Origin of the sequence: Clostridium sp. 19966 (assembly GCF_032335695.1) — a bacterium.
Classification (GTDB): Bacteria; Bacillota; Clostridia; order Clostridiales; family Clostridiaceae; genus JACTOJ01.
Window position 1 is genome coordinate 99,874 of the sequence record NZ_JACTOJ010000005.1, and the last position, 13,891, is coordinate 113,764.

Annotated in this window: 12 protein-coding genes and 1 riboswitch; of the genes, 9 read left to right on the forward strand and 3 right to left on the reverse strand. The window is 29.9% G+C overall.

Annotated elements, in window-relative coordinates:
* Nucleotides 1-94: 94 nt before the first annotated feature.
* Nucleotides 95-1,363: a helix-turn-helix transcriptional regulator gene (locus tag IAI10_RS06730; protein ID WP_315672527.1), complete on the forward strand. Its 1,269-nt coding sequence runs from the start codon at nucleotides 95-97 to the stop codon at nucleotides 1,361-1,363.
* Nucleotides 1,364-1,398: 35 nt separating this feature from the next.
* Here IAI10_RS06730 and IAI10_RS06735 read toward each other — a convergent pair whose 3' ends face one another.
* Entirely contained in the window at nucleotides 1,399-1,866 is a 468-nt protein-coding gene (locus IAI10_RS06735; RefSeq protein ID WP_315672528.1) for an Lrp/AsnC ligand binding domain-containing protein, read from the reverse strand.
* Nucleotides 1,867-2,099: 233 nt separating this feature from the next.
* On the opposite strand from IAI10_RS06735, the gene IAI10_RS06740 reads away from it, so the two are divergent.
* Together IAI10_RS06740 and IAI10_RS06745 are read left to right on the forward strand one after the other, a co-directional pair.
* Complete coding sequence (locus IAI10_RS06740) at nucleotides 2,100-2,405, forward strand: hypothetical protein (protein WP_315672529.1); 306 nt, start codon at nucleotides 2,100-2,102, stop codon at nucleotides 2,403-2,405.
* 110 nt (nucleotides 2,406-2,515) lie between these two features.
* Nucleotides 2,516-2,977: a GAF domain-containing protein gene (locus tag IAI10_RS06745; protein ID WP_315672680.1), complete on the forward strand. Its 462-nt coding sequence runs from the start codon at nucleotides 2,516-2,518 to the stop codon at nucleotides 2,975-2,977.
* Between the two features lie 42 nt (nucleotides 2,978-3,019).
* Here the strand turns inward: IAI10_RS06745 and IAI10_RS06750 are convergent, their stop codons facing one another.
* Together IAI10_RS06750 and IAI10_RS06755 are read right to left on the reverse strand one after the other, a co-directional pair.
* Nucleotides 3,020-3,445 (reverse strand): YaaR family protein, encoded by a 426-nt coding sequence (locus IAI10_RS06750; protein ID WP_315672530.1) that lies wholly within the window; start codon nucleotides 3,443-3,445, stop codon nucleotides 3,020-3,022.
* A 13-nt stretch (nucleotides 3,446-3,458) separates the two neighbouring features.
* Nucleotides 3,459-5,375, reverse strand: a complete 1,917-nt coding sequence (locus IAI10_RS06755) for an NAD(+) synthase (protein ID WP_315672531.1) — start codon at nucleotides 5,373-5,375, stop codon at nucleotides 3,459-3,461.
* 256 nt (nucleotides 5,376-5,631) lie between these two features.
* Between IAI10_RS06755 and IAI10_RS06760 the strand changes: the two genes are divergently transcribed.
* From IAI10_RS06760 to purF, 6 genes are all read left to right on the forward strand, one after another.
* Nucleotides 5,632-6,057 carry an NfeD family protein gene (locus tag IAI10_RS06760; RefSeq protein WP_315672532.1) on the forward strand — a complete coding sequence of 142 codons (426 nt, stop codon included), beginning with the start codon at nucleotides 5,632-5,634 and terminating at the stop codon, nucleotides 6,055-6,057.
* 15 nt (nucleotides 6,058-6,072) lie between these two features.
* Nucleotides 6,073-7,008, forward strand: a complete 936-nt coding sequence (locus IAI10_RS06765) for an SPFH domain-containing protein (protein ID WP_315672533.1) — start codon at nucleotides 6,073-6,075, stop codon at nucleotides 7,006-7,008.
* Nucleotides 7,009-7,272: 264 nt separating this feature from the next.
* Nucleotides 7,273-7,372: riboswitch (purine riboswitch) on the forward strand.
* 100 nt (nucleotides 7,373-7,472) lie between these two features.
* Nucleotides 7,473-11,243: a phosphoribosylformylglycinamidine synthase gene (locus IAI10_RS06770; RefSeq protein WP_315672534.1), complete on the forward strand. Its 3,771-nt coding sequence runs from the start codon at nucleotides 7,473-7,475 to the stop codon at nucleotides 11,241-11,243.
* 21 nt (nucleotides 11,244-11,264) lie between these two features.
* Entirely contained in the window at nucleotides 11,265-11,744 is a 480-nt protein-coding gene (gene purE, locus IAI10_RS06775; RefSeq protein ID WP_315672535.1) for a 5-(carboxyamino)imidazole ribonucleotide mutase, read from the forward strand.
* Nucleotides 11,744-12,454 carry a phosphoribosylaminoimidazolesuccinocarboxamide synthase gene (gene purC, locus IAI10_RS06780; protein WP_315672536.1) on the forward strand — a complete coding sequence of 237 codons (711 nt, stop codon included), beginning with the start codon at nucleotides 11,744-11,746 and terminating at the stop codon, nucleotides 12,452-12,454. Before purE ends, purC begins: the two co-directional genes overlap by 1 nt.
* Before the next feature lie 19 nt (nucleotides 12,455-12,473).
* Entirely contained in the window at nucleotides 12,474-13,880 is a 1,407-nt protein-coding gene (purF, locus tag IAI10_RS06785) for an amidophosphoribosyltransferase (RefSeq protein ID WP_315672537.1), read from the forward strand.
* The last annotated feature ends 11 nt before the right edge of the window (nucleotides 13,881-13,891 follow it).

Below are 13,891 nucleotides of genomic sequence, written 5' to 3' on the forward strand. Positions count from 1 at the left end.
ATGATATTTAATCATAAAACGCTAAATTTTTTGAAAGAAAATGCTGTAAAATTAAATTGTCAAAAGTTTTCTGCTAATATCGGGGGGGAGCAATTTGAATCAATTTAATAATGGAGCAATAATTAAAAATTATAGAACTATGCTTAAAATTTCACAAAAAGAACTTGCTGGAACTAGAATGTCTCACAGCATGATTAGCCTTATAGAAAGCGGCAAAATACAGTTAACTACAGTAAGTGCTGTAATACTAGCTGATAGTCTAAATAATATAGCAGCTCAGAAGGGGATAGAATTAAATTTAAGTTTAAAGGATATTTTATCAGATAATAAATATGAAATGGTAAATAAATATAAAGAGGAAATAAATGAAGCGTTAATTGAAAAAGATTTTCAAAAATTAAATAGAATATATGAATCTGCCAAAAATGATAATATGTTTGATATTATGGCGGAAATAAAAATCATCACAGGTGATAATTATTTTTCAAATGAATCTTACGAAGATGCTTTAGAATGTTATAAAAAGGCTGAACATTATTTTTCATTTATGCAGGATAGGCAAAATACATCAATCTCAATTATTTATATTGCTAGATGCTATAATAAGCTTGAAAAAAGCGAAAAAGCGGAAACATTGCTAGAAAATTTAAAATATGATTATGTTAATAAATGTTCTAATCAAAATCTTATTAATATTTGTAATTACGAATATACATATGCACTTATACAAAACAAAAAGTATACAGAGGCTGCTAAAATCATAGATAATATTATTAAGAATAAAAGTTTTTCTGCTTTAGTAAAAAGTGACTTTTACTTATTTAAAGCCGAAATTTTTATTAAAGAAAATAAATATATTGATGCTATGAAAATATATAAGAAAATATTAAATTTAGATATACAAGATAAATATATAATATATCATCATATGTCCATAATAAATATATTAGTTGGAAATATAGAAGAAGCAAAGTTAAATATAAGCTTTTGTATAAATTTATTATCTAGCAGTTTGGGAAAATCGAAGGCTAAAATAGCACTTACTCTAGCTGAAGATTATTGGGAAAATAAAATTGAAGAATATTCTATACCTTATTATGAATTTTCTATAGCTAATAGCAATATTGATGATGAAGAAAATAATAAGATAACTTCTTATCAAAAAATATTTAAAATATTAAAGCCAAGCAACATAAAACAGTTTCAAAAATATTCTTTGCAAATCGAAGAAATGATTAATGATAAAAAAGATGATAAACATAAACTTAATTACATTGTTATATTAACTGAATACTATATTAAAACCAATCAAATTTATTGTCTTGAAAGATTTATAAATACTATAGAAACAAAAGTTATATAAAAATAAAAAGAGATTATATAATCTCTTTTTATTTTTTAAAATTGTATATTTCTATCTACTGGCTGAGATAGGGAAATGAAAGTATCAGTTCTTTGAATACCATTAATTACATGTACTCTATTCATTAACAAATCTTGTAAGTGAGATATGCTCTTGCAAATTACTTTTATAAAAATAGAATATTTACCAGTAGTATAATGTAATTCAACTATTTCTTTTATCTTTTTTAGTTCTTCTAAAACATAAGAAAAAGAAGAGGATTTGTCCAAATAGATACCAACGAAACAACATACATCATATCCTAGCTTAGATGTATCTAATAATAATTTAGTACCTTTTATTATACCCATATCTTCCATTTTTTTCATTCTAACATGTATAGTACCACCGCTGACATGACACATTCTTGCTATTTCTAAATATGGTGTTCTGGAATCTTTTATTAGTATTTCTAATATTTGATAATCTAATTCATCCAATTGCGGATTGGAGTATAAACTCATAAGCTCACCTCTTTATAAATATGTACTAAAGTAAAAATTGAAATACTTACTCATTAATTATAACAGAAAAAACTGATAAATTAATAAAAAAATATAAAAAAAATAAGAAAAATAAGAAAAATTTTTATTTTAACAGTAATAGATGATAATTAATTTATAAAGTTAAATGCAAAAATGAATTTACTAAATTCGAAAATTAATATAAAATATAGTATTAGAGAGGGGGATTAGATTTGATAATATTAATATTAGAAATGTTAATTATAATGATTTTCAGCTGGGCTGCTTTTAATTTATTAAAACTATTTGTTCTTGATAAATTAAATGTTAATAAGTGGATAATCTTAATCTGCACGCTGCTAGTGTATATTTTAGGAGTAATTTTTAAAACAAGTGGATTTTTATCAATAATACATCTTATTGTAACTTTAATTTTAGTGTTTTGGTTTGTAGACATAACATTTTACAATAAAAAAACTAAAAAGAAAGAAATAAAAATTAAACCTAAAGCTAAACCTAATAGAGTAAAAAAGAAATAAATTCATGAATTCATAGGGTATTCCTATGAATTTTAATATATTTAGAATAAAAAGATAAAGATACTTATAAAGGAAGTGTTAAATTGATTAACTCAGATATAATTAATAGTATGACTGATGAAGAAAAATATAGATACATGAATTTATTAATAGAAGGACAGCTAAAAACAGAAGATGACATCATTGCAAATTTGAGTAACATATCTGCTATAATAAAAAGCGCTATAGATAGAGTTAATTGGGCAGGATTCTATCTATTAAAAGATGATGAACTTGTATTAGGACCTTTTCAGGGATTAGCAGCATGCTGCAGGATAAAATTAGGAGAAGGTGTATGCGGAACAGCAGCTTTAAATAATATGATTCAAGTTGTAGATGATGTACACAAATTTGATGGTCACATAGCTTGTGACAGTGCATCAAATTCAGAAATCGTAATTCCTATAACAAAGAACGGAAAACTTTTTGGTGTACTTGATATAGATAGCCCTGAATTTAAACGATTTGGAGAATTGGAAGAAACTTATTTTACTAAAGCTGTAGAAATCATGATTGAAAACTTAAATATATAATAAAGAGCTGCTTAATAGCTGATTTTAAGCAGCTTTTAAAATTTACTTATATATATCAACAACTAAGCCTGTAATTTCATCAACAGTACTTGCTATTTTTATAGTATCTTTTTCATCTTGTAAAAACATTTGTGTCAATTCTTCTAATTTTTTATCGATCGTATCCACTGTAATAAAATACTGTGTTTGCCAAAAACTAATATCTTTCTTCAAATCATACATATAGTTAAGCACAGAATTTAAATACTCTTTAACAAGGTTTTTGTAATTTTTAACATCTATGTAAGTCTTAGAAATTATTAATCTTTCGCCTTTCTTTTTTATGTCTTTAAGCATTTTTTTTAATTCTTCTTCACTTTTTCTTTCACGTGCAAAACTAAAACTTTGAGAAAAATCTTTTTTTGAACTGATATTTCTCTTTTCGTCAGATTTTATTGTAGAACTGTTTCTTAATCCCTTAATTTCCAAATAACATCACTCCCTATAATATGTATTTCATCCATTCGTTAAAATCAGCATCTGAAGGCATTCTCCAATCTCCTCTTGGAGATAAACTTATAGTTCCTACTTTAGGCCCATCTGGAATTGCGGAACGTTTAAATTGTTGAGTAAAAAATCTTTGGAGAAATTTTTTTAACCATTTTTTTATGGTATCACTATCATAAATGTTTCTAAAAGCTGAATTAGCTAATAATAAAATTTTGTCAGGAGATGCTCCTAGCTTTATGAAATAGTATAGAAAGAAATCATGTAATTCATATGGTCCAACTATGTCTTCAGTCTTTTGAACGATTTTATTATCACTGCTTTTAGGCAGCAATTCTGGACTTACAGGTGTATCTAAAATATCTCTAAGGATACTAGCTACGTTATCATCCATCTCAAATTCAGCCACATAGCTTACTAGATATCTTACAAGAGTTTTAGGAATAGAACAATTTACACTGTACATAGACATATGATCCCCATTATAAGTGCTCCATCCTAAAGCAATTTCAGATAAATCACCAGTTCCAACTACGAGGCCTCCAACTTTATTTGCTATATCCATAAGAATTTGAGTTCTTTCTCTAGCTTGAACATTCTCATATGTAACATCGTGAACATTAACATCATGTTCTATATCCTTAAAATGCTGCAGCGAAGCATCTATAATATTTATTTCTTTAAAAGACGTATCCAGCATTTTGCAAAGAGATACAGCATTATTATAAGTTCTATCAGTGGTTCCAAATCCAGGCATAGTTATAGCATATATATTTTCTTTATCTATGCACAGCATATCGAAAGTTTTTATTATAACCAAAAGAGCCAGGGTAGAATCTAATCCGCCAGATATACCTATTACTGCCTTTTTCATACCAGTATGAAGCAATCTTTTGGCTAGTCCTGCAGTCTGGATATTAAAAATTTCTTTACACCTTTCTATTCTTTTATTTTTATCCATGGGCACAAAAGGAGTCCTGTCAACAAATCTATCGAAGTTAATATTAGAAATATCCTTGAATGCAAATTTAACTTCATTAAACTTAGATTTCTCCATTTTATTTTGAGCAGAAAAACTAGTATTTTTTATTCTTTCAGCTTTCAATTTATCAATGTCAATTAAACAGGTTAGGATTTGACTTTCTCTTTGAAATCGTTCATTCTCCTGTAATAGCAATCCATTTTCCGCTATAAGCATATGACCGCTAAAAACTAAATCAGTAGTTGATTCCATTACTCCGCTGGAGGAATATAAATATGCACAAAGGCATCTTGCGCTTTGTGAATTAACAAGGTTTTTTCTATAATCAGATTTACTTACTAGCTCGTTAGATGCAGATAAATTTGCAACTATATTAGCACCCGCTAAAGTAGAATATGAGCTTGGTGGTATTGTAACCCATAAATCTTCGCATATTTCCACTGCAAATTTATATAAACCAGAACTAAATATTGTATTAATTCCAAAAGGTATGTTTCCTTGAAATGGAAGCTCTATTATTTCATTAACAATGTTAATTCCCTCAGAAAACCATCTTTTTTCATAGAATTCAGTATAGTTTGGTATAAAACTTTTAGGAACTATACCTAAAATTTTACCTTCAAATATGCATACAGCACAATTATATAAGCTATCTCTAAACACTATGGGAGCACCTACAACAATTAGCATATCCTTATCTATACTATATTCACACAAATCCTTTAAGGCATTGATTGACTCTGTAATTAACGTTTCTTGTAAAAAAAGGTCAGCACAAGTATAAGCAGTTATTGATAGTTCTGGAAAAACTAAAAATTTTGTTCCATATAAAAATGCTTTATCTACGCATTCTTTAATTTGAATAACATTGTAAGAAATATTCGCTACCTTTACTAAAGGGCAAGCCGTTCCAACTCTAATATAATTCATATATTCACATCCTGTCTTAATTTCATAATAAATAAACTAACAGCATATAAAATTTGCATAGTTACTTTAAATTAAATTCTTATTTATAAATTATACATTTTTCTTATTACTTTAACAACGTACAGAACACATTTTCTAGAATTATGATAAGAATTGCTATTAATGATTTATATTCTTTACAATGAAAACGAATATAAAAAGTTAAATATATGTAGTATAATTAAATTAATACAATCAGTTATTAGGGGGAGGTATGATGAATTATTATCTTGTACTATGGATAGTAGTAGCTATATTAGCTTTTATAGCCGATCTTATAACAAGTGCTCTGCTTTTTATATGGTTTTCAGCAGGCGCTGTACTAGCTATAATTTCTAACAAACTAGGGTGTTCTTTTGCTATACAATTAATAATATTTATTGCAACTAGTACTTTGCTTATGGCTGTAGGTTACCCTTTAATTAAAGATACTATAAAGAAAACTGTTAAAAAAACTATTACTACAGAGCAAGGGTATGTAGGAAGAGAATTAAATGCGGATAAGGACATTAATGAAAAAGCTATAATAAAAATAGACGGAATATATTGGACAGTAAAAAACGAAGGAGAGAATATAAAAAAAGGTGAACGAATTAAAATAACTAATATAGAAGGCAATAAAATTATTGTTAAAAAAATGTAGGAAGGATGGATTTATATGGGATGGTTTATAGGGCTTATTGTATTAATTGTGATATTAATCGTATTATCATCTTCCATAAAAGTGGTTAATACGGGATACGTTTATGTATTAGAAAGAGTAGGGCAATTTTATAAAATCTTAGAACCAGGATGGCATTTTGTAATACCTTTTGCTGATTATGTAAGAAGACGAGTTTCAACTAAGCAACAGATACTAGAGATAGATCCTCAAAATGTTATAACTAAGGATAATGTAAAAATATCTATTGATAACGTTATATTCTTCAAAGTTATGAACGCTAAAGATGCTGTATATAATATTGAAAATTATAAAAGTGGTATAGTATATTCTACTATCACAAATATGAGAAACATAGTAGGAGATATGACCTTGGATGAAGTACTATCTGGAAGAGATAGAATAAACATGAGGCTCCTTGAAATAATTGATGAAGTTACTGACGCTTATGGAATAAAAATATTATCTGTAGAAATAAAGAATATAATACCACCTAAGGAAATACAAGAGGCTATGGAAAAGCAGATGAAAGCTGAAAGAGATAAAAGAGCTGTAATACTTCAGGCTGAAGGAGAGAAACAGTCGGATATAGCAAAAGCTGAAGGAGAAAAGCAAGCAAAAATTTTAACTGCTGAAGCTGAGAAAGAAGCTAATATAAGAAAAGCAGAAGGATTAAAGGAATCTCAACTATTGGAAGCTGAGGGAAAAGCTAAAGCTATAGAAGCTATAGCTAATGCTCAGTCAGAAGCTATAAGAAAAGTTAATGCTGCCATAATTGAATCCGGAACTAATGAAACAGTAATAGCATTAAAACAGATAGAGGCTCTCCAAGAGATGGCAAAGAATCCTGCTAATAAGCTTATACTTCCTAATGAGGCTATTTCAAGTTTAGGGAACATAGCAGCCATCGCAGAAATCTTAAAAAATAAATAGTGTTTAAATTCTATATTTTTATGTATTGAAAAATATAGAATTATGATCAGGAAGCTGTAAACTATTAATAGAAAATGATAGATACAGCTTTTTATAATATTTAAGTATTTTTTAATAAAATTTTGATAAATTCTTATTTATATAATGAGAATAATATCGTATTAATTATTTTTTATAATATGATATTGTTCGATATGATACGAACAATATATGATATATAATTTTAATTATTGACTTTTTTACTGCTCAATGATACTATAATATCAAAAGTTAATAAATTTTATCCATATATTCCTGTTAATATGGAACAGGAGTTTCTACAAAAAGCCGTAAACTTTTTACTATGGGTAAATCCTTGGGAACGTAGAAATTTTATTGTTACCTCTTTTTTTCATGCCGTAGGATTTACTCATACCTACGGTCTTTTAAATTTTGTTTTTAGTGAAGATAAGAGGAGGAAGCATATGAATAATTTAGTGCAACGAGTTTACGTTGAAAAAAAATCTGGATTCGATGTAGAAGCACAAAATCTTTTTATGGACCTTAAGGAGAATTTAAACATCCATTCTATAAATTCAATAAGAATATTAAATTGCTATGACATATCAGGGTTATCTAAAAATGAATTTTTAACATCTGTAAATTCAATTTTCGCAGAAAAAACTGTAGACAATATCTATATAGAAGAGCTCCCTAAAAAAGAAAATGAGTATGTTTTTGCTACTGAATATTTACCGGGTCAATACGATCAAAGATCTGATTCAGCCATTCAGTGCATTCAGCTGATAATTAAAGGAAAGCGACCTATTGTACATACCAGCAAGGTCGTTCTAATTTCTGGTAACATCACTAAAGATGACTCTGAAAAAATAAAAAAATACTATATAAATCCAGTGGATTCAAGAGAAGCAGAACTTTTTAAGCCTGAAAAGCTTGAACAAGAATACGATATTCCTGAAAAAGTAGAAGTTTTAAATGAATTTATCACACTGGATGAAGCATCCCTTAAAAAACTTCACCAAAAATTAAATTTAGCAATGACAATAAAGGATCTTAGCCTTTGCAAGGATTACTTTAAAAATATTGAAAAAAGGAATCCAACTATTACTGAAATTAGAGTGTTGGATACTTATTGGTCAGATCATTGCAGGCACACTACTTTTTCTACTGAGATTCAATCCATAAATATTGAAGGTGGAGAATTTTCATCGCCAATTGAGGACAGCTATGAATTATATAAAAAATGTAGAGAAAGTGTTAACACTGGAAAAGTTGAGAAACCTATAACATTAATGGATCTTGCTACTTTAGCTGCTAAAGACCTTAAGAAAAAAGGCTTATTAATAAATTTAGATGAGTCCGATGAAATAAATGCTTGTAGTATAAAAGTTCCAGTTAATATAGATGGAGTTAATGAAAACTATCTTATAATGTTTAAAAATGAAACTCATAACCATCCAACTGAAATAGAGCCTTTCGGAGGAGCTGCTACTTGCTTAGGCGGAGCTATAAGAGATCCTTTATCCGGCAGGGCTTATGTATATCAAGCTATGAGAGTAACTGGAAGTGGTGATCCCAGAAAGAAGCTTTCTGAAACATTACCTGGAAAGCTTTCACAAAAGAAGATAACTACTGAAGCAGCTCACGGTTATAGCTCCTACGGAAATCAAATAGGACTTAGTACTGGAATGGTTACAGAAATATATGATGAAGGCTATATTGCAAAAAGAATGGAAATAGGAGCTGTTATAGGTGCTGCTCCAGAGAAAAATGTAGTTAGACAAATTCCAGCACCTGGTGACATTGTTGTGCTTTTAGGTGGAAGAACAGGAAGAGATGGCTGTGGTGGAGCCACAGGTTCATCTAAAAAGCATACTGAAAAGTCAATTTCAGAATGTGGTGCAGAAGTACAGAAGGGCAATCCTCCTACGGAAAGAAAAATTCAGAGGTTGTTCAGAAGAGAAGAAGTAAGCACATTAATAAAAAGATGTAACGACTTTGGGGCAGGTGGAGTTTCTGTAGCTATAGGAGAGCTAGCAGATGGACTAAAAATAAATTTAGACTTAGTACCTAAAAAATATGAAGGTTTAGATGGAACAGAACTGGCTATCTCTGAATCACAGGAGAGAATGGCCGTAGTTATAGCTCCTGAAAATATTGAAAAATTTATAAATTTTTCTACTGAAGAAAATCTTGAAGCCACAGTGGTAGCAGAAGTTACTAACAACAATAGATTAACTATGTTGTGGAATGATGAAGTAATTGTAGACATTGATAGAAACTTTCTAAATACAAATGGTGCTAAGTCTTATACTGATGTTAAGATAAATGCTCCAGGCAAAATAGATGAATATTTTAAAGCAGAAGCTGAGAAAAATATTAAAGAAAAATGGTTCTCTGTTATGGAAGATTTAAATGTGTGCAGCCAAAAGGGACTTTCTGAAAGATTTGATAGTACCATAGGAGCTGGCACAGTGCTTATGCCTTTTGGAGGTAAATATCAGTTAACTCCAGCTGAAGCTATGGTTTGTAAAGTTCCTGTATTAAAGGGAAATACCAGTACGTCCACAATAATGTCTTTTGGTTTCAACCCGCAACTTGCTAAATTAAGTCCTTTTCATGGTGCTTTGTATGCTGTAGTAGAGGCAGTATCAAGAGTAGTGGCTGTTGGAGGTAATTATAAAAATATAAAATTAACTTTTCAAGAATATTTTGAAAGACTAGGCGAAAGTCCAGAAAGATGGGGTAAGCCATTCGCAAGTCTTCTAGGCGCATTTTATGCTCAAGAAGCATTAGAAATTGCTGCTATTGGAGGAAAAGACAGCATGTCTGGAAGTTTTAATGATCTAGATGTTCCTCCTACACTAACAGCTTTTGCAGTAGATGTCATAGAGGATAGTCATAATGTGATATCACAAGAATTTAAAAATGTAGATAGTAGAGTTATACTTATTAAAACTCCTATAGATAAAAATATGTTACCTGATTTTCAAAAACTTAAGGAAAACTATATTGCTATAAATAAGATGGCTAATAATAAGTTAATTAAATCTTGTCATACTATAAGATATGGTGGAATATGTGAGGCCATATCAAAGATGTGTTTTGGTAATAAAATAGGTTTCAGTTTCAATTCTTCAACATTTAGCGAAGATTTATTTAGCCCATTATATGGTTCTTTCTTATTAGAAGTTGGGAACAATATTGATTTAAGTAAATTTATAAAAGAGGACTCTTACTTAGAAATTGGAAGTACTCAAGATAAATCTTATATAACTATCAATAATATAGAAATGGGATTAGAAGATTTAATAGAAAAATGGAGAAGTCCATTAGAAGTTGTATTTCCTTGCGAGACAAAGGAAGAAAAAATTGCCTATACCCCAAATGTTTATTCAAAAGTGGAAATCCAAAAATCTCCAACTATAAAACTAGTTTCTCCTAAGGTGTTTATTCCTGTTTTCCCTGGTACTAATTGTGAGTATGATTCTACTAGAGCCTTTGAAAGGGCTGGTGGAAATGTGACTACTTTAGTATTCAAAAATAATACATCCTCTGATGTAGAAGATTCAGTAACTGCTATGGAAAAATGCATAAGAAATTCTCAGATACTTATGATTCCTGGAGGATTCAGTGCAGGAGATGAACCTGAAGGTTCAGGCAAATTTATAGCTAATGTGTTTAGAAATCCTAAGCTTAAAGATGCTGTCATGGATCTTATAAAAAATAGAGACGGATTAGTTCTTGGAATTTGTAACGGATTCCAGGCATTAATAAAACTAGGATTGGTTCCCTACGGAGAAATATTAGATATAGATGAGAATTGCCCAACGTTAACCTACAATAATATAGGACGTCATGTATCTTGTATGGTTAATACTAAAATTACATCGAATTTATCACCTTGGTTTAATAACGTTAATGTTGGAGATATTTATAAAATCCCTGTTTCTCATGGTGAAGGAAGATTTGTGGCACCTAAAAAAGTTATAGAAAGTTTACTTCAAAATGGTCAGGTAGCAACTCAATATGTAGATGATGATGGGAATGTTACAAGTTCCATGCCTTATAATCCTAATGGTTCTATGTTTGCTATAGAAGGAATAACAAGTCCAGACGGAAGAGTGCTTGGGAAAATGGGACACAGTGAAAGAATAGGCGAAAATATTCATAAAAATGTTCCAGGACTAAAGGATCAGAAAATATTTGAAGCTGGTATAAATTATTTTAAATAGTAGATTAATAGGAGGAGTAACATGAAAGTTGCAATAATTTTCGGAAGCAAATCAGATAAAGAAATTATGAAAGGTGCAGCTACTGCACTTAAGGAATTTGGAGTAGAATATAAGGCATTTATTTTATCTGCTCATAGAGTTCCAGAAAAATTAATGGAAGTTTTAAATAAGCTAGAAGAAGAAAATTACGATTGTATAATAGCAGGTGCTGGTCTTGCAGCTCACTTACCAGGAGTAATCGCATCGCATACTACAAAACCTGTAATAGGAGTACCTATAAATGCAGCGTTAAATGGAATGGATTCACTCCTTTCAATAGTCCAGATGCCTAAATCAATACCTGTAGCTACTGTTGGGATAAATAACAGTTATAATGCTGGAATGCTAGCAGTACAAATGCTTTCATTAAAATACGAGGATTTAGCTAAAGAATTAAAAGAATTTAGATTAACTATGAAAAAGAAATTTATAGAAGAAAATGAAGAAGGAGTTGAATTTTAATGGAAAATTTAGAATTAATGTATGAAGGAAAAGCAAAGAAGGTTTTTAAGACTGATAAGGAAAATGAGGTTGTTGTTTACTATAAGGATGATGCTACAGCTTTCAATGGAGAAAAAAAAGGTCAGATAGATTCAAAGGGAGTTATGAACAATACTATTACATCTATGCTATTTGAATTACTTGCTGAGCATGGAGTAAAAACACATTTTATAAAAAAATTGAGCGATAGAGAACAGCTTTGCAAAAAGGTAGAAATTGTTCCTGTAGAAGTTATAGTTCGTAATGTAGCTGCCGGAAGCATGGCAAAAAGACTTGGTTTAAATGAAGGTTATGAATTAAAGACTACGGTTTATGAAATTTGTTATAAAAATGATGATTTAGGAGATCCATTAATAAATGATCATCATGCTGTTGCAATAGGTCTTGCTTCTTTTGAAGAATTAAATAAAATATATGAAATCACAGCTAAGGTAAATGAAGTATTAAAAGAATTCTTCTTAAAATTAGGTATTAAATTAATAGATTTTAAATTAGAATTTGGAAGATATAATGGAGAAATAATATTAGCAGATGAGATATCTCCAGATACTTGCAGATTCTGGGATGCAGTAACTAATGAAAAGCTTGATAAGGATAGATTCAGAAGAGATATGGGTAATGTTAAAGAAGCTTATATAGAAATTTTAAATAGAATTACTAAGAGCAAATAATTTTAAAGGGGCTTATGGTATGAAAAATGAGTTAATAGATAAATTCAAGGAAGAGTGCGGCGTTTTTGGAATATATTCTAACGATGATTTAGACGTGGCTAATATTACATATTACGGTTTATATGCACTTCAACACAGAGGTCAAGAAAGCGCTGGAATAACAGTTTCAGATGGGAAATCTCTAGAGTGCCATAAGGATATGGGATTAGTCTGCGATGTGTTTAACGAAAATAATTTAAGTAAACTAAAAGGTAAAGCTGCTATTGGACACGTAAGATACTCAACCACAGGCTCTAGTACCGTTGCCAACGCTCAGCCTCTTGTATCAAAATCCAAGTTAGGATCAATGGCTATTGCTCACAATGGGAATTTAGTAAATGCTGATGTAGTTAGAGAGTTATTAGAGGATGGAGGATGTATTTTTCAGACATCTATAGATACTGAGGTAGTTCTCAATCTAATAGCTAAAGGCGCCAAAAAAGGAATTGAAAATGCAGTTTTTAATGCAGTTCAGGCAATAAAAGGATCTTTTGCAATAGTTATTTTAACAGAAGATAAACTTATTGGTGTAAGAGATCCCAATGGCATAAGACCTTTATGTATAGGAAAAATTGATAATAGCTATATATTAACTTCTGAAAGCTGCGCTTTGGACTCTGTTGGTGCTGAGCTTGTTAGAGATGTAAATCCTGGTGAAATAGTAATAATTGATGAATCAGGTCTTAAATCTATTAATCCTTCTGAAAAGACTAAGTGTGCTACTTGTACCTTTGAATATATTTACTTTGCTAGGCCAGATAGTATAATTGACGGAGTTGATGTATACGAATCACGTGTAAAAGCAGGTAAGATTTTATACAATGAGTCTCCAGTGGAAGCAGATATAGTAGTTGGAGTTCCTGATTCAGGCATAGCAGCTGCTGTAGGATATGCTGAAGCCTCTGGAATACCTTTTGGCATAGGATTTATAAAAAACAAATATGTTGGAAGAACTTTTATAGCTCCATCTCAGGAACTTAGAGAAAGAGCTGTATCATTGAAATTAAATGTTTTAAAGGTTAATGTTGAAGGTAAAAGAGTAGTGCTCATAGATGACTCTATAGTAAGAGGAACTACCAGCAGAAAACTAGTAGATGCACTTCGTAAAGCTGGAGCAAAAGAAGTTCATTTTAGAGTTTCTTCACCAGTAGTCAAGTATCCTTGTTATTTTGGTATAGATACACCTTACAGAAAAGATTTAATTGGAGCCAATTCTACTATTGATGAAATTAGAGAAACCATAGGTGCCGATTCACTCGGATATATAAGTATCGATGGAATTTTAAAATCCATAGGTAATAAAGAAGATTATTGTTTAGGTTGTTTTAGTGGAATATACCCAGTAGCTACACCAATAGAAAATTCTAAAGAAAGAATGGAAAATTAGGAGGAAGCAAA